The following is a 25,085-nucleotide window of genomic DNA, read 5'->3' on the forward strand; positions in this document are numbered from 1 at the left end:
CACAGGTACGGTCGCGGGAGGCGGCGGGCTACTTCTCGACGGTGAAGCCCTGCTCGGTGCCGTACTTGACGGACGCGTCCTGCCAGGACTTCAGCCCGGCGGTGAGCTTGGTCGAAGAGACGTACGCCTTGCCGACGGTGTCGTTGAAGATCGAGTTGGAGTACACCTGGTACGGCAGGTACTTCCAGTCGGTGGGCACACTCTTCGCGGACTCGGCGAAGACCTTGTTGGCCTTCTGGCCGCCGAAGTACGGGAACTCGGTGTTCTGGAACGACGAGGAGTTCAGGTCCTTCGTCGTCGCGGGGAACGCGCCGTTCTTGATACGGGTCTGCACGCCCGCACCGGAGTTGGTGTACTCGACGAACGCGTAGGCGAGTTCCTTGTTCTTGCCGAGCTCGGGCAGCGCGAGCGAGCTGCCGCCGTTCTCGGAGCTGGTGTTCGCGCCCTTCTCCCACTGCGGCATGGGGGCGACGCGCCAATCACCGGAGGCGCCCTTCACGCCGGAGGCGAAGTTGGCGGGCATCCAGGCGCCGGTGGGCAGCGTGGCGATGGTTCCGTCGCCGAGGCCCTTGTACCAGTCATCGGTCCAGCCGGTGACGGGCGCGATGAGCTTCTCGTCGATCAGCTTCTGCCAGGTGTCGGTGTACTTCTTCGCGCCCGCGTCGGTGAAGTCGATGCCGACCTTGGTGCCGTCGACCTTGTACGGGTGCGAACCGGCCTGCCACAGCAGGCTGGTGGTCAGGCCCGCGTCGCCGACGTCGCTGGTGATGTACGCCTTCGGGTCGGCCTTGTGCAGCTTGCGGGCGGCCTCGACGTACTCGTCCCAGGTCGTCGGGACGGCGATCTTGTACTTGTCGAAGACCTTCTTGTTGTAGAAGAGCGCCATCGGGCCGGAGTCCATGGGCAGGCCGTAGACGCCGGCGCCGGACTTCACCGAGTTCCACGGCCCGGGCGAGTACGAGTCCGCCAGGTTCTCGGCGCCGTACGCCTTGAGGTCGGTGATCTGCTTCGTCAGGGCGTACTGGCCGAGCGCGTAGTACTCGATCTGCGCGACGTCCGGGACGCCCTTCTTCGCCGAGATCGCGTTCGACAGAGCCTTGTACTGGTCGTTGTTGGTGCCCGCGTTGACCAGCTTGATGTCGACCTTCGGGTACTTCTTCTCGAAGTCGGCGGCGACCTGCTTCAGGGTGGGCTCCCACGCCCACACCGTGACGGTGCCGCCCTTCTTGAGGGCCGACTGGATGTCGGCCGAACTGACCTGCTTGTCACTCGAGGTGTCGTTGTCGGAGCCGCCGCAGGCGGTGGCCCCGAGGGCGAGGGCGCAGAGGAGACCTATGCCGCGCAGCAGGCGGCGGGAGTTCTTGGGCATGGGCATGCTTCCACTTCTTCGTGGTCCTACAGAGGGTGTACGGGGCGTGAACTGCGGTGCTGCGCCTACTCCTTGACACTTCCGGCGGAGAGACCGGACTGCCAGTACTTCTGGAGCAGCAGGAAGGCGGCGATCAGCGGCACGATGGTGAGCAGTGAGCCGGTGAGCACCAGGTGGGGTATGGCCTCGCCGCCGGCCGTCTGCGCCTGCTTGTTCCAGGAGTCCAGGCCGAGCGTGAGCGGATACCAGTCGGGGTCCTTCAGCATGATCAACGGCAGGAAGTAGTTGTTCCAGGTCGCGACCGTGGTGAAGAGCAGGACGGTGACGGTGCCGGGCGCGAGCAGCGGCAGGGCGACCTGGAAGAAGGTGCGCAGCTCGCTCGCGCCGTCGATGCGGGCGGCCTCCATCAGCTCGGTGGGGATCGCCTCGGTGGCGAACACCCACATCAGATACAGGCCGAACGGCGAGATCAGCGACGGGATGATGACGGCCCACGGGGTGTCGGTGAGCCCCATCTTGCTGAACATCAGGAACGTGGGGACGGCAAGGGCCGTGCCCGGCACCGCGACCGCCCCGATGACGACGGCGAACACGGCGCGCTTGCCGGGGAAGGCGAACTTGGCGAGCGCGTATCCGCCGAGGACCGCGAGGAAGGTGGCGCCGCCCGCGCCCACCACCACGTACAGGAGGGTGTTGAGGAGCCAGCGGCCGAAGACACCGTCCTGGTACGTGAAGGTCTCGCCGATGTTGTGCCAGAGGTCGAAGTTCCCGTCGAACCACAGGCCGAACGAACGGGCCAGGCCCTGCTGGGACTTGGTGGCACTGATCAGGAGCCACACGAGCGGCAGCAGACTGTAGACGAGGACGGCGCCGGTGAGCACGGTCAGCAGGACGCTGCGCCGGGGGCGCCTGGGTGTGCGGCGCCGCACGGTGCGCAGGCGCGGGGCGGCGGACTCGAGCGGTGCCGTCGGCCGCACGGAGCCGGTGGTGGTGGTCATCGCGCTCACGCTCCCTTGCGCATGCCGCGCAGCTGGACCACATAGGCGACGATCATCGTGATCATGCCCATGACGATGGCGACCGTCGCGGAGTAGTTCTGCTGCTGGCCCGCGAAGGACAGCGAGTACGTGTAGAAGTTCGGGGTGTAGTCGGTGGTGATCGCGTTCGGCGCGAGCTTCTGGAGGATGGCGGGCTCGTTGAAGAGCTGGAAGCTGCCGATGATCGAGAAGATCGTGGCGATGACGAGGGCGCCGCGGATCGCGGGGAGCTTGATGGCCGTGATGACGCGCCACTGTCCGGCGCCGTCGATCTCGGCCGCCTCGTACAGCGAGTGCGGTACGACGCGCAGCGCGGCGAAGAAGATCAGCATGTTGTAGCCGACGAACTCCCAGGTCACGATGTTGCCGATGGACGCGAGGACCAGGTCGGCGGACAGCGGGTCGGGCAGCTTCACGCCGAACGCGTCGTTGACGTCGCCGACCAAGCCGTAGCGGGTGCCGTACATGAAGCCCCACATGAGGGTCGCGACGACGGCGGGTACCGCGTAGGGCAGGAAGACGGTGATCCGGAAGAAGTCCTTGCCGTAGAGGCGGCCGCTGTCGATCGCGAGGGCGACGAGCAAGGCGATGCCGAGCATGATCGGCACCTGGATCAGCAGAAACAGTCCGACGCGGACGACCCCGTCCCAGAACTGGCCGTCCTGCAGGGCCTGTTGGTAGTTGTCCAGGCCCACGAAGGTGGTGCCGCCGATGAGCTGTGTGCGGAACAGGCTCAGATAGACCGAGTACGCAAGCGGCGCCAGGAAGACCAGGGCGAAGACGAGCACGAAGGGGCCGATGAACCCCCACCCCGTCCACGAGCGGCGCGCCCTGCGTACCGGTGGCCCGGCCGGTCGTGGCCTTGCGGCGGCCGGCGGTTGAAGCGTCGTCATCTCGCGTCCCTCGCTCGTACGTGCCTCGCGGATGGTGCTCGGATGTTTGCGTAAACATTCCGGCGCGCAAGCGACCGACTGGTGTTATGTTTGCGTAAACATTCGGTGGCGGCATGTCTACACTGCCCCGCAGAGGACGGTCAAGAGTCGCCCGTGAACGATCAACTCGACTGGTGAGGCCAACGGTGGGAGCAACGCACAGCGCCCCGGAGCGCGGCAGGACCGACGCCCGGCGCCGCACACAGAACGCGTCGATGGCCGACGTCGCCCGGGTTGCGGGTGTCTCGTCCCAGACCGTCTCCCGCGTCTCGAACGGCTTTCCCGGCGTCAACGAGGAGACGCGCGAGCGGGTCCTCGACGCGATGAAGGAGCTCGGCTACCGCCCCAACAGCGCGGCGCGGGCGCTGAAGCGGGGCGACTTCCGCACCATCGGCGTGATCACGTTCACGCTCTCCACGACGGGCAACATGCGCACGCTGGAGGCCATCGCGACCTCGGCCGCGCAGGAGGGCTACGCGGTCACGCTCCTCCCGGTCGCGGTGCCCACCCAGGACGAGGTGCGCGGCGCGTTCTCGCGCCTCGGCGAACTGGCGGTGGACGCGGTCATCGTCATCATGGAGGTCCATCTGCTCGACTCGGCGAGTCTCACGCTGCCGCCGCACGTGAAGGTCGTGGTCGCGGACTCGGACGCCGGTGACCGTTACGCGGTGGTGGACACGGATCAGGCGGGCGGCACCGGCGACGCGGTACGCCACCTCCTCGGCCTCGGCCACCGCACGGTCTGGCATCTGGCGGGCCCCTCCGAGTCATTCGCGGCGCAGCGCCGAACGGAAGCGTGGCGCAAGGCACTTGAGGCCGCGGGCCGCGCGGTCCCCCCGCTGGTGCGCGGCGACTGGTCGGCCGATTCGGGCTACCGCGCGGGCCTGCGCCTGGCTGAACAGGGCGACTGCACCGCGGTGTTCGCGGCGAACGACCAGATGGCGCTCGGCCTGCTGCGGGCTCTGGCAGATCGAGGCCGCAAGGTCCCCGAGGACGTCTCGGTCATCGGCTTCGACGACATCCCCGACGCTGGCTCGTTCCAGCCGCCGCTCACCACAGTCCACCAAGACTTCGCCGAGGTCGGCCGCCGCTGCGTGGAGAGCGCACTGCGTCAGGTCAGGCAGGGCGACGCGGAACGGGGCACCACGCTGGTGCCGACGCGGCTGATGGTGCGGGAGAGCACGGGGCGACCGCCGTCGCGAGAAGGCGGCCGGGGCTAGGCAGTTTCGTTTGGATCAGCTGGTCGTTGGTCCGGGTGTGCCGTTGACTGACGTGCAATGGACGCGGATTGAGCCGTTGCTCCCGGTCCGGTCCGGACGCCGAAGCGGGGTGGTCGCTGGCGGGATCACCGTGAGGTGATCGATGCGATCGCCTTCAGGTTCCAGACCCCGGAACGCAGTGAATTCATCTGCCCGAGAAATACGGCAACTGGCGGAGCGTCTACAACGAGATGGCGCCATCCGGGTGTGCTGCGGCTGTGTCGGGCCGCGATCGCCGGACTGATTGATCATGCTGAGCCCCGGACCAGCACCATGCCCAGCGAAGGGTGTTTAGCATGCCGAACGACTCAGTCTCACGCTTCCTGGCGGCACTGGCGCCTGAGGACAGAGAGACAGTCGTGGCCAGGCCCGGGGAGGAGCAGGAGCAGCTCGCCGCAGCCTGGGAACGGGAGTTGGAGGGGGACGACGAGCTTGATGTCCTCGACGAGCTGTCCCCGCCGGCAGCCGAGGCTGAGGCGGCTCGCCGCATCCTTCGACAGGAGTCAGACTGACCCTCTGATGGGCCGTCGAACGGTAGTAAGACCGTGTCCTACATTGTGAGGTTGAGGAGCCGTTTCTCGCAGCAGAGGCGGATGCGAGTCCGAGACCCAGGTAGTTGCCTGATTTCCGCGCAGTCGCGTTCTGGGCGGAGGCGTTGGACGTGGTCGCCACCGAGGAAGAGCGAGACGTGGCAGGCGCTCAATCACGCCGATAGCACCGGCAGGGCCCTCGGTCTGATGTACAGCACCTCGCAGGCGGAGCCACGTCCTCGTCTTCACCTGGACCTCTTCACCGCTACCACGGAGGAACAGGAGGCAGAGGTCCAGCGGCGCTTGTCTCACATGGTGCACGGGCCGTCGAATGGAATCTTTACCCGCCGGATCCTGACTTCGTTGTTCTCGCCGATCCGGACGGCAACCTCTTCTGTGTATTCGATCTATGAGGGCGTTTAACCCACATTTAGGCCGTTATTAGCGAGTTTGGGAGTCGACTTGTCTGTGGCTACTGAGGCTGGTCTGAACGGTGGTGTAGGAGTCGCGACTTCGGCGCCGTGTTGGCATGGCTGCTCCTGTTTCATCCCAAGGCGCCGGGCTATGTGCCGTGTGCTTCGGGCGTCGGTGTCTGCGCCCGGGCCTGCCGGGTGGTCAGTGGGTAGCTCGGATTCATGCCTGAACGTCGCCGCTATCCCAGTGACTTGTCCGATGCCCGGTGGGAGTTGGTCGAGCCGGTCTTGACAGCGTGGCGGTCCGAGCGCGGCGGCCGCGGCCTGGACATCGGCCGGCCGCCGGACCACGACCTGCGGAGCCTGCTGGACGCGGTCCTCTACGTGAACCGGACCGGGATTCCCTGGCGCTACCTGCCGCACGACTATCCGCACTGGAACACGGTCTATGCCTACTTCGCGCGCTGGCAGGAAGAGGGTGTCTTCGACCAGCTCAACAGTCTCCTCCGCCGGCAAGTCCGCAGGCAGGAAGGCCGGGAGGAGGAGCCGACCGCGTGTGTCATCGACTCCCAGAGCATCAAGACCTCCACTAACGTGCCTGCCTTTGAGCAGGGCATCGACGCCGGCAAGAAGATCGTCGGGCGCAAGCGCAGCATCGTCATCGACACCGTCGGGCTCCTCCTCGGAGTCCTCGTCACCGCGGCCAGCGTGCAGGACTCCATCGCCGGCCAGACGCTCATCGAACGGATCGCCACCGAGCATCCCGCCGTCCGCAAGACCTGGGTCGACGGCGGCTACCGCCAGCACCTCGTCGAACACGCCGCCACCCTGGGCATCGACATGCACATCGTCCGCCGCGACCACGCCACCAAGGGATTTGCCGTCCTGCCCCGCCGTTGGACCGTCGAGAGAACCTTGGGCTGGCTCATGAACCACCGACGCCTTGCCCGCGACTACGAAGCCCACCCACACCGCTCCGAAGCCATAATCCGCCTCGCGATGATCAACCTCATGACCCGCAGACTCACCGCCGAATCCACTCCCACATGGCGCGGAGCATGAACCACACTCAACCCAGCAAATCGGGATGAAACAATGGGACGAAACGCCCTCTCAGTGCGCGAGGAGCCCAGGTGCGGGCCCGGTGCGGCGTCATCGAGACAGCGGCCTCGTCCTCGAAGACGATCCATGCCCCGAGCGCCGCCGCGGTGGCTTTGCCGCGGGCCAGGTCTCCTTCACCCATCCGGCCACCGCCGCCCGGTCCTGCTCGGCCGCCCGCCGGGCCGGCTGCTGGCAGGAGCAGCCGTGCCGCCGCAGCAGTTCCCACACCCCACGCACCGACAACCACACGCCGAGTTCCTGCTCGATCAGGACCGCCACCCTGGCCAGGGTCCATCTCTCGTCCGGCCATCCGTGGGCCACGGTCCCCTTCAGTAACTCGGCTTCCAGAAGGGAGAATTGTTCCGCAGAGACCTTCAGCCGCTTGGCCGGACCGGAGGAACACAGGGCCACAGTGCCCTGTTCGCGCCAGGCCCGCTTCCAGCGTTCCACCGAACGGACGCTGACCCGGAGCTCTTTCGCGATCACCCTGTTCTTCTCACCCCTGTCGAACCCCTGAGCTGCGAGCATCCGGATCCGCTCTCGCGCAACCTGGTCCCTGGGACCGAGCCCACCACCTTGCGCGTATCGCATATCTACGGCATACCGCGGGGATCAACCCCCGTCACCACCCACGACAACCCAACGAAAAACTCAGTAAGTGCCTTCGCTGGCGAAGACGGCGTCGAAGGTGGCGGCGAACTTCGCGTCGCGACCCCGGATGAGATGGGTGAACTGCGCGGCACGGTCTCCGAGCTGCCACAGCAGATGACGGAACTGTTGAGTGGCCCAGTCCGCGGTCGGATGGGCGGTCACGCCGAGAATGTGGACGGTGCGGGTGCGGACCTCCATGACGAACAGGGCGTAGAGCCGCTGCGGGCCGATGATGTCGAGGTGGAAGAAGTCGGTGGCGAGCAGACCGCTGGCCTGTGTCTTGAGGAAGGCGGCCCATTCCCGGTGCGCCGTGCGCCGTGCGCCGTGCGCCGTGCGCCGTGCGCCGTGCGCCGTGCGCCGTGCGCCGTGCGCCGTCGTGGCGCGGCGCCGAGCCCGGCAGCGCGCAGGGTGCGGCGGACGGTGGCTGCGCTGACCTTGTGTCCGAGGCGCCGTAGCTCCCCGTGCACGCGGCGGGCGCCCCATCGGGGGTTCTCGGTGCCGAGCCGGATGGTCAGCTCACGGAGCTGATCGGATATGGGCGGACGGCCTGGGGAAGACGGCTGGGTCCACTTTCGTCTGATCAGACGCTGGTGCCAGGCGAGGAGCGTGCGTGGGGAGACGATCCGGTGGCCGCGGAGCGGCCGGGGCAGGAGCCGGGCGAGCGTGGCCAGCAGCGCCCGGTCTGGCCAGCTGGGCTTTGGAGTGGCGACCTGTCGGCGCAGCACCGTGACCTCGTGCCGCAGGACGAGCATCTCGGCGTTCTTGGTCGCGGTAGATCGGCAGAGCAGGGCCAGCCATGCGAAGACTCGGGTGGCGAGTAGGTAGATCATCCGTACGGGCACGAGTCTGATCATGCCCAGCCCGTGGCTTGGCGCATCGCTCAAGGTCAGCCGCGGTGACGTAGTTTTGGCGCCCTACGGGGAGTCGGCTTGTCGTCACCCCTGCTGATCACGAGAGGCCCGGGCGTGCCCCGAGGCTGTCAGCCGACGCGGGCCTGTCCGTACGGCACCAAGCGGACCGGGCCGGTCAGGCCGTACTGCTGGCGAGCGAGCCCGCCGTAGACATCGGGGTCGCTCACCCGCAGCCGGTTGGCGAGGGTGGATGCCACCTCCACCTCGATCGTGTTGTCACCTCGCTTCAGCCACGGGCCGACGTCCACCACTGGGTTGATCTGGTCGACGGGGTCGAGCTGTCTGCCGTTGACGGTCACGCGGCAGGTGCCGCTCGGCGTGCCCAGTTCCAGGTAGGCGCCGTATCCGCCGGTCCACGGCCGTTCCAGGGTGACGGTGGTGCGATAGCGGCCCACCCCAGAGACGTCCTCCAGGCCCTCCAGCTGCGACCAGGGCGCAAGAGTGTCGAGCTTCAGGTCGTGCCCCGTCACGGTGGTCGTGGTCGGAGCACCTCCCGGTCGCCAGTCCTCCACGTGCAACTGCCAGGCCGACAGCACCCTGGGATCCGGCACCTCACCGATCGTGGTGCTGACGGTCGTTGTGGAAGTGTCCTGGGACAGTACGGTGTCGAAGGTGCCGGCGGCTGAGTGGCGGACCGTCAGCTCACCGTGCACGAACTGCACGGATTCGGCCTGGCTGCTCACGGCGTGCGGCTGTTTGCCGCCGCGGTCGCCGAACAGGCCCGGCCGGCCGATGGCCACGAGTAGCGTCTCGGCTGGGTGGAGGGCCACGCGCAGCCGGATGGAGTCGCCGTCCTCCGCGTACCGGCCGATGCGCCGAGCCTCCCCGGTCCACAGGTCGAGCAGATAGGGGACGCCGTCGTGTCCGGTCCGGCGCAGAGTCACCTCGTGGTCGATGGGGGCGACCGGTGGCTTCACGTTCTCGGCGTGCTTGCCGTTGCACAGGTAGTAGTAGTCGATGCCGTCGGCGACCCGATGGGCATTGAGCAGAGTGGAAGCAGTCGCGTACCGGACGTCCGGCTGTACACCCAGGTCGGCCAAGGCCGCCGGGACGTCGGCCTTGGCCGACACCCTGTGCACCCGGGGCTGGGTGAGCAGCTCGCCGATGACCGTCCGCAGTCGCTCGTTCTCGCCGTCGGCGGGCAGGCCGGGCACCGTCGCGGTGTCCCAGGCGCCCAGCATGACGATGGGAAGGCCGGCTTTGGTGAAGTCCAGCAGCCGTTCAGCGTCCCGCACCCGGAGTGTGCAGGCGGAACCGGAGAAGAAGTCACCCTCGATGAACAGCGCCTTGTAGGCGGGGCCTTGGGGAGCGAGCCGGCCGCCCGAAACCTTCGCGCCCGGCAGTTCCAGCAGTGGGGCGCTGATGAACTGGTGGGTCCAGCCGAGCGGAACGCCGCTCGCGGTGAACCACGAGGCGCCGATCCCGGTCGCGGTGTACCCGGTCTGGCGAAACACCGCGACGTCGGCTCGGGCGGTGCCGGACTGCAGAACCTGGTGGATGCGGCTGAGGTAGCCGGAGATGTCCGGGACATGCTGCCAGGTCGGCTGCCGAGGTCCCCAGGATTCCCCGTAACCGACCTTGCCGTGGTAGGGGGTGAACGCCGCGTAGCCCGGCCACTTGACGCCGGGCGCCGTGGCGTACGAGAAACCGTGCACCACGGTCTGGTTGACCCCGGCCGCGTAGGCCCCGCCCATCGTGGTCAGGAACTTCTGCCATGTCGTGTTGTAGGCGCCTCCCGTGTAGGCGCCCGACTCGCAGGACAGGATGGTCCGGTCGGCCATGTCGCGTCCGCCCGCCAGACAACGGTAGTCGTCGAGGTTCTTGAATCCGAGTGATTCGCCTTCGGGTATGTCCAGGATCGAAGCGGTGGCGATCGCGTCGGTCTGCAGTCCGTACGGCTGCATCCGCAGCTTCAGGCCGAGGGAGTGCGCCCACTTCTTCAGCACCGCGACATGGTGGTCGTCGAAGAGCCTGGAGACGGTCTCCCAGAAGTCGTGCCGGACCTGGCGGGTGAGTGCGGCGTCGAAGGCGAAGACCTGGTTGCTCTTGCTGAGGATCACCGCGGGCAGATACGGCTCCAACGCGTAGCCGCAGTACTTCTCGAAGGCGGCGGGCAGGCCGGGGGTCCACTGGAGTGCGGCGGTCTCGATCTCGAGCGAGTCCTCGAAGAGGGCGCCTCCGGCCTTCTTGAGCAGCCTCCGTACCGGGGCGGTCAAGATGTGCGCTTCCCAGAAGTCGATCACTGCCTGGGCGCCGGCCTCGCTGAAGTGGTCCACGACGTACGCGGTGGGGGAGGTGTGGGGACCGGACTCCGGGGTCTGGCCGGAGCCGCGCAGCCAGTAGGCGATGAGGACCCATTCGCCGTCCGGCGGCGCGGTCCAGCTGATGGATCCGTCGGCGACCTGGCCGGTCAGATCGCGCACGGAGGAGAAGCTGAGTCCGGTCTCCTTGCGCGTGGAGTTGGCGGTGTCGACCCGCGCCGCCTGTACGAGGACCAGCTGCTGGCGTGTGACGCCCGACGCGGCGGCGACAAGGGGCGCCGGGACCGGTCCCGTGTAGGTCGCTCCGCCCGCCACCTGCACCGAACCATGGGCGAGTTCCTTGACGGCGGCCTCGCTGTCCGCAGTGATGGAGGGGACTGCCGTCGGCCAGCTCGGACCCGCTGTGAGGTCGATGGTGATCCCGCGTTTGGCGGCCTGGTCCAGGGCGGCCTCGACGCGGGCCGTCCACACCGGAGTGGCCCAGCCGTTCTCGGCCACGTTGAGCACCGTCTTGTCGTCCAGACTGTGGGTGACCGCGGCGATCTCCACGCCGCCGAACCCGGCGTCGGCGATCTGGTCCACCTCGCGTCTGATCTCGCGCGGGTCCACCAGACCGTCCGGCCACCACCAGCGGAACCTCGGCTGCACCGGCCGTCCGGGGTGCGCGAGCCAGCCTGGGCGGTCGACCTGGGACGCCGCGGACGCTGGGGAGGCCGCGGACCCGGGGGAGGCGGCCAGCGCGGTGCCGGCTGGGGTGCTCCAGGCCAGCGCGGTGCCCGCTCCCGCGACGGCCGCGGTCCGCAGCAGTCGTCGGCGGGTAAAGCCGTGGTCGTCCTGGGCGTCGGCGTCACTCATCGTGGTGTCTCTCCTTGCTGCACGTGCCACGCCGACGAACCAACCGGGCGCACGCATGAGCGAAGCCGCTACGGATGGACCGTCGACGCTTTCTGAGGAAGATTTGAATCGTTTTAACGCATCGGGACGTTAGGGCGCTACGGCTTGGGAAGCAAGGGGTCTGCACTCAGCCAGCGAAATTGAGCGGTTACTTGCAGGTAGTGAGCTCATGTCTCGGTAATCACGACAGCACTCCCCGTTGACGGTTTCGATGGAGGGTGCTGAGAATGACGCCGCGAGTGAAACATTTCATCTCCGTCCGTCAGGTCGCCGTCACGCGCGTCGCGTCGCGTGGGCGGTCACCTCCATGCCCGGACGGTGACCTGTACCTGTGTGCGGAAACGAGAGGCCAGATGACGCACGGTCATGTTCCCAGACGTCAATTTCTCAGGACGGTGGGCGCCACCGGACTCGGCGCATCGACGGCCGCCCTGGCCGCCGGCTCCGGCATTGCTCAGGCCGCCCCGCCGGGCTCGGCGTCCGGGGGGCGCCCCGCTCAAGGCCACGGGACGGCCCTGCCGTATCCAACGGTGCAACGACCGTTCGCGATGCCTGGCATCAAGGACCAGGACTGGACAGGCGCGCTCTTCGTCGGGGAGGGCGAGTCCAGATTCGCGCTCCGCATAGGCCTGCTCACCGAGACGGGCAAGGTCATCCGCGAGAAGATGACGAACAACCTCTGGCGGATGGGGCCGATGGCACCCGACGGCGCCTACAAAGAGGTCCAGGTCAGCACCGACGAACGCAAGGTCACACCGGCGCATCTTGAAGCCCTGCGCGAGGTGATCGCACACCCGGAGCAGTGGTCCGCCGCCGAAGTCTCCGACGCCACCGCGAAACTGCCGTCACTGCAGAAGCAGTACGACGACACGCAGAGCCAGAAGCACACCATCCGGGTCCGCTACGCCCGTGCCGACGACGGCAGTTCCGTGGTCGGATCCGTCACCGCACTCGACGACGACACGACGGTTTTCCTTGAGGTCGCGACGCCCTGGGGCGAGGACGCGGCCTTCGCGCTGGACGGCCAGAACGTGACCGGCAGCGCGCCGGGACTGCTGCAGACGTCCTGCACCGGCCACTTCCGGCTGGCGCCCGCCGAACCCGCCGACAGCAGCGGCTGCTACGCGTCGATCGCCGACATGATCGCCGACATGACCGGCGCCACCACCGGTGCCCCCGGCACCGCGGCAGCCGCCCTGCGGTACCGGCTGAGCAAGGGGCAGGCCCTCACCTTCGCCGCCACCGTCGGTGGACGGCCGCCGCGGCTCGACCCGCCGGAGCCACATGAGGTGGAGCGGGTACTCGCCACCGCCGAGGCATCGGTTCGCAGGGACAACCTCACCGGCTCGGGTCCGGCGGGCCGGGCGGCGGACGCCGTGCGCGACGCGCTGTCCCTCAACACCAACTACGACAAGAACCATCAACGCGCCTTCGTGATGTGGGGATGGGGCGGCGGGGGCGGCCTCTTCACGGGGTGGGACTCGGCCTTCGACGCCATCGACGCCGCACTCGTGAGCCGGCCACTGGCCACCCAGCACGAGACGGACATCTTCGACGCGGACGCACCGCCCAACCAGGTCCCGCTGAAGGGGCCGCGCTACGACCAGCAGAACTCCGGCCCGATGCACGCGTACGCCGCCTGGCGGCTGTACACCAAGTTCGGCGAGGTGGCGGTCCTGAAGAAGGCGTACCCCACGCTCGTCGCTTACTACGACCTTCTGCCGGAGTGGGACGCGGACGGCGACGGGCTGCTGGAAACTCCCTACTTCGGAGACCGGGTCGGCGGCCGGGGCAACCACCTCGGGCTGGACGACAGCCCCGTCTACGCCGACTACCAGCGCATCCCCAAAATGGGCGGCAGCGGGGACCGCCGCGACAACACCAACCTCACCGACGTGGCGCTCAACTCGTACTACGCACTGCTCGCCGAGACGCTGGCGAAGATGGCCGAAGTGCTGGGCAGAACAGCGGATGCGGCACGGTTCGCCGCGCAACACGAGACGATCCGGCGGCTGCTCAACGACAGGCTGTGGCACCCGCAGCGGCGCCTCTACCTGAGCCGCTACCTGGACGGAACCTGGAACGAGGTGGTCACGCCGACCGTCTTCTACCCGCTGTTCGCCGGCATCGCGACGCAGGACCGGGCGAAGATCCTGGTGCAGGAGCACCTGCTCGACCCGGAGGAGTTCTGGGGCGAGTACGCCGTCCCCAGCGTCGCGCGCAACGACCCGGCCTACTGCAGCGGCGGCCCGGTGCACCCACGCTCCGAACACTTCAAGTTCTTCGACCGATACGGCGAGGACACCGCCCCCGAGCAGTGGAAGGGCGCGGTGTGGCCCCCCATGAATGCCACCGTGTACGACGCTGTCAAGCGGTACGGCTTCGACGACGTCGCCGGCGAATTCGCCGCCCGGAGTACCGCGATGTACCTCGATGCCTGGGACAAGGACAACTGGTTCCCCGAGTCCTTCGACCCCGTTCCCGAACAGTCGATCATGGACTCCGCCGTCGACTCCGCCTGGCGGACCTACTCCTGGTCCAACGCCATGGCCGTGCAGAGCCTGCACGAACTGATCTCCGACAACCCCTGGGAAGGCGACCCGTCGGGCATCATGTTCGGCACCCTCTCGCTGCCCGGCACCAACAGCATCGCGAACGTGCGACTACGTGGGCACACGTATGCCGTCTCCGCCGGGCCGAACCGGACCACACTCGTCCGGGACGGCAGCGTCGTGTTCCGGGCCACCGGTGCGCGCATCGCGGTACGCAACTTCCTGCTCCGCGCGTCCGGGGCCTCCTTCGACGTCAACGCGGACGGCCGGGCTGACATCGAGGTGTCCCCGGAGCGCGGCCGGCCGAGCCGGACACAGGTGCGTGCGGGACGGACCCATGTCGAGCTGTGACACCCGTACCCCTCGGAACGAGAAGAGAGGTCCCATGTCCAGCACCAGAACACCGTCTTCCGGCCGATGGTGGCGGCCGGCCTGCCGTTCCCTATGGGCGGTGGGCGCCCTGCTCATCGCCTGCGTGGCGGCGCTCGTCACACCCACGGCCAGGGCCGGCACCGGCACGGTCCAGTCGATCAGCGTCGACAGCCGCGGCACAGGACGGGTCTTCGACGGAATCGGGGCTATCAGCGGGGGCGGCGGCACATCCCGGCTGCTCGTCGACTACCCGAAGCGGCAGCGCGACCAGATCCTCGACTACCTCTTCAAACCCGGATACGGTGCCTCGCTGCAGATTCTGAAGGTGGAGATCGGCTCCGACACCAACTCCAGCAACGGAGCCGAACCCAGCCACATGCGCACGCCGACCGACGTCAACTGCGGGCGCGGGTACGAGTGGTGGCTGATGGACCAGGCGAAGAAACGCAACCCGCAGATCCAGTTCTACGGACTCGAGTGGGGCGCGCCCGGGTGGTTCGACGGTGGATTCTGGTCGACGGACAACATCAACTACCTGATGCAGTGGCTGGGCTGCGCGAAGGAGCACCACCTGGACGTCAACTATCTCGGCGGCTGGAACGAGAAGGGCTGGGACGCAGCCTGGTACGGGAAGCTGAAGGCCGCGCTCGTGAAGAACGGCTACCCCGACGTCAAGGTGGTCGCCGCCGACAACGCGGGCTGGAAGGTGGCCACCGACATGAAGAACGACCCGGCCTTCGCCAAGGCCGTGGATGTCGTCGGCATCCACTACCCCTGCTCGGAGATCCACTGCTCGAGCTCATCGGACGCCCTCGGTCTGGACAAGCCGCTGTTCGCCAGCGAATCGGGCTGGAACAACTACCTCACCGGAGCGCCCCGGCTCGCCGCGGAGATGAACCACGAGTACGTCGATTCCCGCATCACGGGGTTCATCAACTGGCCCGCCGCGTACGCCTGGTACCCCACCGTCCAGATGCAGGGCAGCGGCCTGCTGCGCGCCAACGAACCATGGAGCGGCCACTACGAACTCGGCCCGACGCTGTGGACCATGGCCCAGACCGCGCAGTTCACGCGTCCCGGCTGGCGCTACGTCGACTCGGCCAGCGGCTACCTCGACGGCGGCGGCACCTACGTGACGCTGCAGTCGCCGGGCAAGCCGCCGGCCTACACGACGGTGTTCGAGACGACCGCTGCGACGGCCCCGCAGACCGTCGCGGTCACACCGGCCGGGCACCTTCCCCGCGGCGCGCTGCACCGATGGTCGACCACACTGCGATCCACCGACCCGGCGGACTGGTTCGTCCGCGGCGCCGACGTGTCCCCGGACGCCCGGGGCAGTAACACCGTCACCCTGCAGCCCGGCACTGTCACGACGCTCACCACGATGCCCGGCGGGAAGGGCCGGGCCGCGAAGACGGCGCCTGCGTCGAAGACGATGCCGCTGCCCTACCGCGACACCTTCGACGGATACCGCGACGGTGCCACACCCCGATACCTCTCCGACATGGAGGGCGCGTTCCAGGTGGCGCCCTGCTCCGCCGCACCGCAGGCCGCCCCCGGCAGCGGGGGCACCGGTGGTTGTCTGCAGCAGGCCATCACGACCCAGCCCATCAGGTGGTCGAAGGTCCCCAGCCCGCTCACCCTCGTCGGGGACAGCCAGTGGACCGACTACACCGTGTCCGCCAAGGTGATGATCCACCGGTCCGGCACGGCATCGCTGCTCGGCCGGGTGGTGAACCAGCTCAACTCGGTCGGGCCCGACCACTCCAACGTGTGGGAGGGCTACCACCTGAAGCTGTCGGACACCGGCTCCTGGGCTCTGGAGGCCGTCATGCCGGACAAGACCAAGCGGACCCTGGCCCAGGGCGGCCTGCCGACCGCCGGCGCGGACACCTGGCACCGGCTCGCACTCGACTTCTCCGGGGAGCGGATCACCGCGACTATCGACGGCACCCCGGTCGCCGAGGTCACCGACACCACGTACGACCACGGCCAGGCCGGTCTGGGGCTCGACTCCTACCAGTCCTCCCAGTTCGACGACGTGGCGGTCGCACCGGAGCCGAACCGATAGGCCGGAACCGCACGCCGGTCCGCATCCCGCGGTGAGACACCAAGGGGTAACGCCACACCTGGGCGGCACCCGCAGTCAGGTATGCGGAGGTGGGCGCTGCCTGGTGCCTGCCGACCGCTCATGGCGTCGGAGCGGCCCGCCTCGGGCCGCCGCGCCCGTTCCACCCACTCGTTCTCCGCGTTCATCCAGCTTTGCGAGGCATGTATGACCACTTGGAAGAGAAGACACCGGACCGCCCTCACCACCGCGACCTCGGCAGCGCTTGTGGCGATGGCCCTGCTCGCACCACAGGCGGCGGATGGGGCCACCGCCCCCGGCGCCGCTTTCTCCGGGGCCCTGCCTTCAGCCGCCGGGCATCCCTGGGATGCCTACAACTACTCACCGCAGTCCCGGACACTGAAGCCCGTGGCGATCCACAGCACCGTGGGTTCGGTGACGGACGCCTCCGGAGTGCTCTCGGGCAAGTCCACCCGACTGAGCGGCACCGGATCCGCCGTCACCTTCGACTTCGGCAAGGACGTCAGCGGTCTGGTCACGCTCCACTTCGCGGCTTCAGACGGCCCGCAACGCGTGGGTCTCGCGTTCAACGAGTCCTCGCAGTACGTGGGCACCACAAGCGACGCCTCCACCGGTGGTCCGCGAAGCCGGGACGGAGCGCTCTACGCCGACGTCGACGGGGCGACCACTTACACCATGCCGGCGAAGAACCTGCGCGGTGGGTTCCGGTACCTGACCGTCTTCATGGACTCCGCCGGCAGTGCCGATCTCGACGGCATCACCGCGCACTTCACGGCCGCACCGAAGATGCAGGTCCCGCGCGCCTACGCGAACTACTTCTACTCCAGCGACGACCTGCTCAACAGGATCTGGTACGCCGGGGCCTACACGATCCAGCTCAACACCATCGCCCCGAAGACCGGACGGGTCTGGGAGGCTCCCGCCCAGACATGGGACAACACCGGCGACGTGGGCGTGGGCGACACCATCCTGGTGGACGGCGCGAAGCGGGACCGCACGGTCTGGCCGGGTGACCTCGGGGTCGAGATCCCCTCCGCCTACGCGGCCTTCGACGACACCGAGTCGGCCCGCAACGCCCTCACGACGCTCTACCAGCACCAGAAGATCACGGGCGAACTGCCGTACTCCGGGCCCATGATGAACAAGTACGGGTCCGACACGTACCACATGTGGACCCTGGCGGCGTCCTGGGACTACTACCAGTACACCGGCGACCGGAAGTGGGTCGACGGCATCTGGGACCAGTACAAGCGGGGCGTCGACTACATCGGCGCGAAGACGGACGACCAGGGGTTGCTGTCGATCACCGAGACCGCCGACTCGGTGCGGAGCCTGCCGAAGGGCGAGAACCTGATCGCCAACGTCCTGATGTGGCGCGTGCTCACGACCGGCTCGCAGCTGGCGAAGGTCGAGGGCGACACCACGCTCGCCCAGTCCTTCGCGCACCGGGCGGCGGCGCTGCGCACCGCGATCGACAGCCGTCTGTGGGACGAGAAGAAGGGGGCGTACCGGTTCTACCCCGACTCGAACGTCTACGCCCAGGACGGCAACGCGCTCGCGGTGTGGTACGGCCTGGCCGACCGGAGCAAGGCACGCCGCATCAGCTCGTACCTCACGACCAACTGGAACGACCGCGGGTCGACCTCCCCGGAGAACAAGGGGAACCTGGGCGTCTTCGCCGGGTCCATGGAGGTCAACGCCCACTTTGCCGCGGGCGGAACGGCCGCCGACCAGGCGGGAGTCGATCTGATCCGGCGGCAGTGGGGCGCCATGCTCGGCGACCCGCTCGGCACCAGGAGCACGTTCTGGGAGTCGTCGCGTCCGGACGGCTGCATCTGCAGCACCTACGTCAGCCTCGCCCACGCCTGGGCGACCGGGCCGACCACCGCGCTCACGTTCTCCGTGCTGGGACTCCAGCCGACCAGCGCGGGCGGCCGCGCCTTCGACTTTGTCCCGCACACCGCCGACCTCACCTTCGCCCAGGGGCGGATCACCACCACGCTGGGCCCGGTCGACGCCTCGTGGCGCGTCAACCGGAAGGAGGGGAAGTACCACGCGGAGCTCACCGCCCCCAAGGACAGTGAGGGGCGAGTCGCGGTGCCCACCTTCGGAAAGCACATCTCGGTCTTCGTCGACGGCAAGTTGGCCTGGAACGGCAGGACGGCCAAGGCCTACGACGCGCACACCGACGGCGAGTACGTCTACCTGGAAGCGCTCTCCGGACACCACGTGATCGACAGCCACCAGCACGACAGCTGAGACGATCACGCCGCGCACGCCTCTCGCCGGCCCGCGTGAGGCGTGCGCGGCCTTCCGGGCAGCCCGCGCTCCACTCCCCGTCGCACAGAGCGCGCCGCGGCTGTCCGCTGCACGTCGCCGACCGGATCGCGGCGATCGGGCCACCGCGGCCGGCCACCGCGCGGCCGTTCGCGCCTGCCGCCGCCGAGCCACACCCCGCGCCCCTCGCTCGGCGGATTCCCCGCATCCACCAGGAGCCCTGCCGTCATGAACGCATCGCACCATCAGGCACGCCCCAACCGCCGCCACTTCATCGCCGCCGCCGGAGCCGCCGCCATCGCGCTGAGCCTCGGCGCCCCCGCCTGGGCCACGGCCCGCCCCGCCGACCGGGGCCGCCCGGTCCCCGCCGGCACGGTCCCGCCGCGGCTCACCCCGCTCCCCCTGTCATCCATCGCGCTCCTGAACAGCCCCTTCCGCGAGAACATGCGGCGCACCTGCGCGTATCTGCTGTTCGTCGATCCGGACCGGCTGCTGCACACCTTCCGTCTCAACGCCGGCCTGCCGTCGTCCGCCGAACCCTGCGGCGGGTGGGAGGACCCGGCGGTCCAACTGCGCGGTCACAGCACCGGCCATCTGCTCTCCGGGCTGGCCCAGGCCCACGCCAACACCGGGGACGACGCCTACGCCGCCAAGGGGCGGGTCATCGTCGACGCCCTCGCGGCCTGCCAGGCCGCCGCCCGCTACACGCCTGGCTACCTCTCCGCCTTCCCCGAGCAGGTCTTCGACCAGCTGGAGGCCGGCGGCCGACCCTGGGCTCCGTACTACACGATCCACAAGATCATGGCCGGTCTGCTCGATCAGTATCTGCTGAGCGGCAACGACCAGGCCCTGGACGTGGTGCGTTCGATGGCCGCCTGGGTGGAGATCCGCACCTCGCGTCTGACGGTGGACCAGATGCAGACGCTGGTCCTCCGGGTGGAGTTCGGCGGCATGAACGAGGTCCTGTCGAACCTGTACCTGGTCACCGGCGACCCGGCGCATCTGCGCACCGCCCGTCGGTTCGACCACGAGGACCTGTACGGGCCGCTGGCCGCGGGCCGCGACGAACTGGACGGCCGCCACGCCAACACCGAGATCGCCAAGATCGTCGGCGCCGCGCGCGAGTACGAGGCCACCGGTGAGCAGCGCTACCGCGACATCGCCGCCTACTTCTGGGACACGGTCGTACATCACCACTCGTACGCCATCGGCGGCAACTCCAATCAGGAGTTCTTCGGTCCACCCGGCGAGATCGTCAGCCGGCTCTCCGAGGTGAGCTGCGAGAACTGCAACTCCTACAACATGCTCAAGCTGGGCCGGCAGCTCTTCCTTCACGACCCGGGCAATGCCGCGTACATGGACCACTACGAGTGGACCCTGTACAACCAGATGCTCGGCGAGCAGGACCCCGACTCCGAGCACGGCTTCGTGACGTACTACACGGGTCTGTGGGCGGGCTCGCAGCGCCAGGTCAAGGGCGGGCTCGGGACCGCGCCCGGCAGTTACAGCAGCGACTACGACAACTTCTCCTGCGATCACGGCACGGGCATGGAGACCCACACCAAGTTCGCCGACAGCATCTACTTCCGCTCCGCGGACGCACTGTGGGTCAACCTGTTCATCCCGTCCCAGGTGACATGGGCCGAGCGAGGGGTGACGCTGCGCCAGGAGACCCGCTACCCCGACGCGGACACCACCAGGCTCACGGTCACCTCCGGAGGCGGCCGGTTCACCCTGAAGGTACGAATCCCCGGCTGGCTGGCCGACCATCGCTCTCACGCCCGGGTCCGGGTCAACGGGCGCCCGGCCGGCGCCCACTCCGAACCGGGTACGTACCTTGCGCTGACCAGGAACTGGCGCTCCGGAGACGTGGTCGAGGTGACGCTGCCGATGGAGCCGGTCTGGCGTCCGGCGCCGGACAACCCGCAGGTGCGCTCCCTGTCCCACGGCCCGGTGGTCCTGGCAGGCGCGTACGGCAGCACCGTGTCCCCGACCATCCCTCACGTCGATCCCGTCTCAGTGGTTCGGCTGCCGCGGTCTTCGACGGCCTTCACCGCCACCGTTGATGGCGCCGCGGTGTCGCTGCTGCCCTTCCACCGGATCCAGCACCAGCACTACAACGTGTACTGGGCCGTCTCGCCCGAGGCCGGCCGCGAGCGCGAGATCGCCCACTACGCCTTCGACGAGGGCCACGGAAGCACCACCGCGGACTCCCTGCGTTCCTTCCCAGACGGAGAGTTGGCCGCGGGCGCCGACTGGACGGCGGGCCGCACCGGCGCCGCCGTCGCCCTGGACAGCGCCGCCGGCGGCCACGTGGTCCTGCCGCCCGGTCTGCTCACCGGTCTGGAGGAGCTGACCGTCAGCGCCTGGGTGCGTGTCGACTCGCTCAGCAACTCCGCCCGGGTGTTCGACCTCGGCTACCACAAGGACACCTACCTCTTCCTCGCCGTGCGCACCGGCACCGGGAAGGCCCGCGCTGCCCTGAAGATCGCGGGTATGGAGGCCGAGGACTTCATCGACGCCTCCGACGCCCTGCCGCAGGGCCGTTGGACGCATGTCGCCCTGACCGTCGGCGGCGGCACCGGCGTGCTGTACGTCGATGGCGTGGAGTCCGGGCGCAACGACGCGATGGTGAGCAGTCCGCTGCTGCTGGGCACTACCACGCACAACTACCTCGGCCGCTCGCAGAACTCCAAGCACCCGTATCTGCAGGGCGCCATCGACGGCTTCCGTGTCCACAACCGGGCGCTGTCCGCCACGGACGTCGCCGCGCTGTTCCGCGCGGACGCCTGATCCCGCGCCTCCACACCCCACCCCGTCCATCGCACCCGATCCAGGAGACCCCGTGTCCGCAGCCTTCCCCCGACGTGTCCGGCGCCGCCCGGCCCTCGTCACCGCCTCCGTCCTGACCGCACTGGTCACGATCCTGCCCCCGGCTGTGACCGCCCAGGCGGCACCCGCCGGCGTCACCGCCGTCACGCTGCGCACCCAGCACCTGAGCCAGGCACTCGGCATCGACGACACCACTCCTGACCTGAGCTGGCAGCTCAGCGGCGGCGGCACGGACGTCATCCAGCAGGCGTACCGCGTCCAGGCGGCCACCAGCCGCGCTCTGCTCACCAGCGGCCGTCCCGACCTGTGGGACTCGGGCCGGGTCGACTCCGACGCGCCGCGCACGACCTACGCCGGCAAGAAGCTCGGATCGCGCGCCCGTGTCTACTGGCGCGTGACGGTGTGGTCGAACACCACCCCGTCCCGCTGGAGCGACACCGCCGTCTTCGAGACCGGACTGACGAACCCGCAGGACTGGTCCGCGCAGTGGATCACCAACCCCGACTGGAAGCTGAGCACCCGAAAGGTGGAGCCGGTCGTCGTCCGGCTGCCGAAGACCACCGCCCGCTACGTCCGGCTCGACGTCACCAAGCTCGGCCTGCCGCTGGCCGACGACTTCCCGAACCGGTCCTGGCGGCTGCAGCTGGGGGAGATCGAGGTGCGCGACTCCGCCGTGCCGGACACGGACCTCGCCCAGGGCGCGGCCGTCATCGCCTCGGAGTCCAACACCCTGCGCAAGACCTGGGAACCCGGTCTCGCCGTCGACGGGATGACCAACAGCGCCCTGCAGACCGCGGCCGGGTACTCCAGCCAGGCCCACTCCGGCGCCGACGTGTCGTCCTCGCCGATCACCCTCACCCTCGACCTCAAGTCCGCCCGGACCTTCGACCAGGTCGTGCTCTATCCGCGCTCCGACGTCCTCACCGACGACGGCCGCGTGCCGAACTTCCCCGTCGACTACACCCTCTCCACCGGGGACGCGGCCACCGGACCGTTCGCCCCGGCCGCGAAGGTCACGGGCCAGCAGCCTCCGAAGCCGTACCTGCCCTCCGGCCTCCCGCTGTTCACCAAGGACTTCGCGCTTGGCAAGAAGGTGCGCAGCGCCCGCCTCCACGTGGCCGGCCTGGGCATCTACACGGCCGACGTCAACGGCCGGCCGGTCGGCGACGCCGTGCTGGAGCCCGCGAACACCACGTTCGCGGACCGTGTGCAGTACGCCACGTACGACGTCACCGACCTGCTGCGGCACGGCGACAACACCATCGGCGTCGCCCTCGGCAACGGCATGTCCAACGTGGTCAGCACCGCCGACCGGTACCGCAAGCTCTACGGGAACCTCAGCGACCCCAAGCTGATCGCCCAGCTGGAGGTGACCCTCGCCGACGGCACCGTCAAGCACATCGCCAGTGGCGCGGACTGGCGTACGGTACTGGGGCCGACCACGTCCTCGAACTGGTACGGCGGCGAGGACTACGACGCCCGCCACGAGATATCGGACTGGAACCAGCCGCATCAGGACCGCTCGGCCTGGTCGCCCGCGGTCACCGTGGACGGGCCCGGCACGCCCGGCCACCCGGCACAGCTCAGTGCCCGCGAGACCGAGCCGATCCGCGTCGAGGAGAACCTTGAGGGCACCGAGGTCTCCGGCGCCGCCCCGGGCAGCCGCATCTTCGACCTCGGCCGCAACATCGCCGGCTGGCCTGAGATCACACTGGCCGCACCGGCCGGGACGACCGTACGCGTCTACCCCGCGGAAAGCCTCAAGGACGGCCACGCCTTTCAGTCCATCAGCAACGTGGGCGCCCCCCTGTGGGACAACTACACCGCACGCGGCGCAAAGAGCGAGACCTGGCACCCGCAGTTCTCCTACCACGGCTTCCGCTACCTGGAGATCAAGGGCCTCCCGGCCGGAGCCACCATCTCCGTGCGCGGAAAGGCACTGCACACCGACAACGCTTCCGCGGGTGACTTCAAGAGCTCCGACGACCTGGTCAACGGCATCCACTCGATCATCCGCAGCGCCATCAAGAACAACATGATGAGCGTGCTCACCGACTGCCCGAGCCGGGAGAAGCTCGGCTGGCTGGAGCAGGACCAGCTCGTCTTCCCGGCCCTGGCCGCCAACTACGACATGGAGGCCTACCTGCGCAAGATCGTGCGGGACATGGCCGACGCACAGACCACCGAGGGCCTGGTCCCGAGCACCGTGCCGGAGTACACCAGCCTGCCGGGCGCTTACCGCAACGACTCCAACTGGGGCGGCGCCTTCGTCCTCGTGCCCTGGCAGCTCTACACCACGTACGGCGACGCCGACACGCTGCGCACCTACTACCCGGCCATGAAGAGGTACGTGGCGTTCCTGAAGACCCAGGTCTCCGACGGCGTCCTCGACTACGGGCTCGGCGACTGGTTCACCCCCGACAAGTCCTTCCCGCGTGCGGTCGCGGGCACCTACGGCTACTGGCGGGTGGTGGACGCACTCAGCCGGATCGCCGGCGTGCTCGGTAACGACGCCGACGCGGCGTCCTACCGCAGCGAGGCCGACGCGAGCGCCAAGGCGCTCACCCGGAAGTACTACGACACGGCGACGGGGACCTTCGGCGGTGGCGGCCAGGGCGCCGAGGTCCTCGCCCTCGACATGGGCGCGGTCCCCGACGACCAGCGGCAGCGGCTCCTCGACCACCTCGTCGGCAGCATCCGGGACGCGGGCTACCACCTGAACCTCGGTGAGATCTCACTGCCGGCGGCGTTCCGGGTGCTGTCCGGGGCGGGCCACGACGACATCGTGTACAAGATCGCCACGCAGACCACCAGCCCCAGCTACGGCTACCAGGTGGTGCACGGCAACACGGCGCTCGGCGAGTCCTGGGACGGCGGCCCCGGCCAGTCGCAGGACCACTTCATGCTCGGCGCGATCGACTCGTGGTTCACCAGCCGCCTCGCCGGGATCCAGCAGGCGCCCGGCGCGGCCGGCTACCAGAAGCTGCTCGTCGCGCCGGCCGTCGTGGGGGACCTGGCCTCCGCATCCGGCTCCTACACCACGCCGTACGGCAAGGTCTCCACCTCCTGGCACCGCGACGGCTCGGCCTACCGCCTGCGGGTGACCGTGCCGGCGGGGGCCACGGCGGAGGTCCACGTGCCGGTCACCTCAGGGGCCGTCCGGGCCGACCGGGGCGCCCGCATGCTGCGCACCGAGGGCGGCACGGCGGTGTACGAGGTCGGCTCCGGTGACTGGTCCTTCGCCTCCGTCTACACCCCGGCCGGGGACTGATCCCGGCACCGCCGGGTGGTGTCCTGAGAGACCTCCGCCCGCGCGGACGCCGACCTGGTCCTCACCACGCTCGAGTACGCCCTCGCCTCCCGCGAGGTTGAGCCCGGCACGCTCGTGCATCATGCAGACGATGAACTCGGCCCTTGCGCCCGGGTCGAGAGGCTGGGCAGCTGACGCTACCGAGCGCGGCGTCAGCTCGGCCCCGCCTACAGTACGCGGGTGCGCAGCAGTCGGCGTTTCTGGATGCTGACGGCGGGTGACGCCTGCTGTGTCGCGTCGGGCGGCAGTTGCCTTCGGCATCGGTGGCGTCTGTGCTGGTTGGCCGGCCTGGCAT

At 68.8% G+C, this 25,085-nt stretch carries 15 protein-coding genes and 1 pseudogene; 9 read left to right on the forward strand and 7 right to left on the reverse strand.

Annotated elements, in window-relative coordinates; all coding sequences use genetic code 11:
* Positions 1–28: 28 nt before the first annotated feature.
* The 3 genes from OHA58_RS38760 to OHA58_RS38770 all read right to left on the reverse strand — a co-directional run bounded on the left by OHA58_RS38760 (position 29) and on the right by OHA58_RS38770 (position 3,299).
* Complete coding sequence (locus OHA58_RS38760) at positions 29–1,369, reverse strand: ABC transporter substrate-binding protein (RefSeq protein ID WP_405484702.1); 1,341 nt, start codon at positions 1,367–1,369, stop codon at positions 29–31.
* Positions 1,370–1,434: 65 nt separating this feature from the next.
* Positions 1,435–2,367 carry a carbohydrate ABC transporter permease gene (locus OHA58_RS38765; protein WP_405475712.1) on the reverse strand — a complete coding sequence of 311 codons (933 nt, stop codon included), beginning with the start codon at positions 2,365–2,367 and terminating at the stop codon, positions 1,435–1,437.
* A gap of 5 nt (positions 2,368–2,372) precedes the next feature.
* Positions 2,373–3,299 carry a carbohydrate ABC transporter permease gene (locus tag OHA58_RS38770; protein ID WP_405475710.1) on the reverse strand — a complete coding sequence of 309 codons (927 nt, stop codon included), beginning with the start codon at positions 3,297–3,299 and terminating at the stop codon, positions 2,373–2,375.
* A 254-nt stretch (positions 3,300–3,553) separates the two neighbouring features.
* Between OHA58_RS38770 and OHA58_RS38775 the strand changes: the two genes are divergently transcribed.
* From OHA58_RS38775 to OHA58_RS38790, 4 genes and pseudogenes are all read left to right on the forward strand, one after another.
* A complete protein-coding gene (locus OHA58_RS38775; protein WP_405484700.1) occupies positions 3,554–4,558 on the forward strand; it encodes a LacI family DNA-binding transcriptional regulator in 1,005 nt (334 codons plus the stop codon).
* Between the two features lie 335 nt (positions 4,559–4,893).
* Positions 4,894–5,109 carry a hypothetical protein gene (locus tag OHA58_RS38780; protein ID WP_405475707.1) on the forward strand — a complete coding sequence of 72 codons (216 nt, stop codon included), beginning with the start codon at positions 4,894–4,896 and terminating at the stop codon, positions 5,107–5,109.
* Positions 5,110–5,213: 104 nt separating this feature from the next.
* Positions 5,214–5,540, forward strand: a pseudogene (locus OHA58_RS38785) (VOC family protein).
* A gap of 222 nt (positions 5,541–5,762) precedes the next feature.
* Entirely contained in the window at positions 5,763–6,602 is an 840-nt protein-coding gene (locus OHA58_RS38790) for an IS5 family transposase (protein WP_405475704.1), read from the forward strand.
* A gap of 90 nt (positions 6,603–6,692) precedes the next feature.
* On the opposite strand, the gene OHA58_RS38795 is transcribed toward OHA58_RS38790, so the two are convergent.
* The 4 genes from OHA58_RS38795 to OHA58_RS38810 form a co-directional block, all read right to left on the reverse strand.
* Entirely contained in the window at positions 6,693–7,232 is a 540-nt protein-coding gene (locus tag OHA58_RS38795; protein ID WP_405475702.1) for a winged helix-turn-helix domain-containing protein, read from the reverse strand.
* 60 nt (positions 7,233–7,292) lie between these two features.
* Complete coding sequence (locus tag OHA58_RS38800) at positions 7,293–7,454, reverse strand: hypothetical protein (protein WP_405475699.1); 162 nt, start codon at positions 7,452–7,454, stop codon at positions 7,293–7,295.
* Positions 7,451–8,146, reverse strand: coding sequence for an IS3 family transposase (locus OHA58_RS38805; protein ID WP_405484639.1), 696 nt, complete (start codon positions 8,144–8,146; stop codon positions 7,451–7,453). The genes OHA58_RS38800 and OHA58_RS38805 overlap by 4 nt, the downstream gene beginning before the upstream one ends.
* A gap of 125 nt (positions 8,147–8,271) precedes the next feature.
* The gene (locus OHA58_RS38810; RefSeq protein ID WP_405475696.1) at positions 8,272–11,319 is read right to left on the reverse strand and encodes a glycosyl hydrolase; all 3,048 of its coding nucleotides are present in this window, start codon (positions 11,317–11,319) and stop codon (positions 8,272–8,274) included.
* Between the two features lie 587 nt (positions 11,320–11,906).
* Between OHA58_RS38810 and OHA58_RS38815 the strand changes: the two genes are divergently transcribed.
* The 5 genes from OHA58_RS38815 (at position 11,907) to OHA58_RS38835 (ending at position 24,751) form a co-directional block, all read left to right on the forward strand.
* Positions 11,907–14,261: an MGH1-like glycoside hydrolase domain-containing protein gene (locus OHA58_RS38815; protein ID WP_405475693.1), complete on the forward strand. Its 2,355-nt coding sequence runs from the start codon at positions 11,907–11,909 to the stop codon at positions 14,259–14,261.
* 100 nt (positions 14,262–14,361) lie between these two features.
* On the forward strand, positions 14,362–16,353 hold the full coding sequence (locus OHA58_RS38820) for a galactosylceramidase (protein WP_405475690.1): 1,992 nt from the start codon (positions 14,362–14,364) through the stop codon (positions 16,351–16,353).
* Positions 16,354–16,758: 405 nt separating this feature from the next.
* Positions 16,759–18,630 carry an alpha-L-rhamnosidase C-terminal domain-containing protein gene (locus OHA58_RS38825; protein ID WP_405475687.1) on the forward strand — a complete coding sequence of 624 codons (1,872 nt, stop codon included), beginning with the start codon at positions 16,759–16,761 and terminating at the stop codon, positions 18,628–18,630.
* Positions 18,631–18,876: 246 nt separating this feature from the next.
* Positions 18,877–21,441, forward strand: coding sequence for a beta-L-arabinofuranosidase domain-containing protein (locus OHA58_RS38830; RefSeq protein ID WP_405475684.1), 2,565 nt, complete (start codon positions 18,877–18,879; stop codon positions 21,439–21,441).
* 52 nt (positions 21,442–21,493) lie between these two features.
* On the forward strand, positions 21,494–24,751 hold the full coding sequence (locus OHA58_RS38835) for a family 78 glycoside hydrolase catalytic domain (RefSeq protein ID WP_405475681.1): 3,258 nt from the start codon (positions 21,494–21,496) through the stop codon (positions 24,749–24,751).
* Positions 24,752–25,085 lie beyond the last annotated feature (334 nt).

It is taken from the genome of Streptomyces sp. NBC_00009, from assembly GCF_045040855.1.
GTDB classification, from domain to species: Bacteria; Actinomycetota; Actinomycetes; order Streptomycetales; family Streptomycetaceae; genus Streptomyces; species Streptomyces aureus.

Excerpts from the sequence above, each read along its gene's own strand:
- OHA58_RS38805 (WP_405484639.1), bottom strand. The coding sequence starts at position 8,146 with ATGATCAGACTCGTGCCCGTACGGATGATCTACCTACTCGCCACCCGA.
- OHA58_RS38790 (WP_405475704.1), top strand. The coding sequence starts at position 5,763 with ATGCCTGAACGTCGCCGCTATCCCAGTGACTTGTCCGATGCCCGGTGG.
- OHA58_RS38815 (WP_405475693.1), top strand. The coding sequence starts at position 11,907 with ATGCCTGGCATCAAGGACCAGGACTGGACAGGCGCGCTCTTCGTCGGG.
- OHA58_RS38830 (WP_405475684.1), top strand. The coding sequence starts at position 18,877 with ATGAACGCATCGCACCATCAGGCACGCCCCAACCGCCGCCACTTCATC.
- OHA58_RS38780 (WP_405475707.1), top strand. The coding sequence starts at position 4,894 with ATGCCGAACGACTCAGTCTCACGCTTCCTGGCGGCACTGGCGCCTGAG.
- OHA58_RS38770 (WP_405475710.1), bottom strand. The coding sequence starts at position 3,299 with ATGACGACGCTTCAACCGCCGGCCGCCGCAAGGCCACGACCGGCCGGG.
- OHA58_RS38810 (WP_405475696.1), bottom strand. The coding sequence starts at position 11,319 with ATGAGTGACGCCGACGCCCAGGACGACCACGGCTTTACCCGCCGACGA.
- OHA58_RS38795 (WP_405475702.1), bottom strand. The coding sequence starts at position 7,232 with ATGCGATACGCGCAAGGTGGTGGGCTCGGTCCCAGGGACCAGGTTGCG.
- OHA58_RS38775 (WP_405484700.1), top strand. The coding sequence starts at position 3,554 with ATGGCCGACGTCGCCCGGGTTGCGGGTGTCTCGTCCCAGACCGTCTCC.
- OHA58_RS38760 (WP_405484702.1), bottom strand. The coding sequence starts at position 1,369 with ATGCCCAAGAACTCCCGCCGCCTGCTGCGCGGCATAGGTCTCCTCTGC.
- OHA58_RS38765 (WP_405475712.1), bottom strand. The coding sequence starts at position 2,367 with ATGACCACCACCACCGGCTCCGTGCGGCCGACGGCACCGCTCGAGTCC.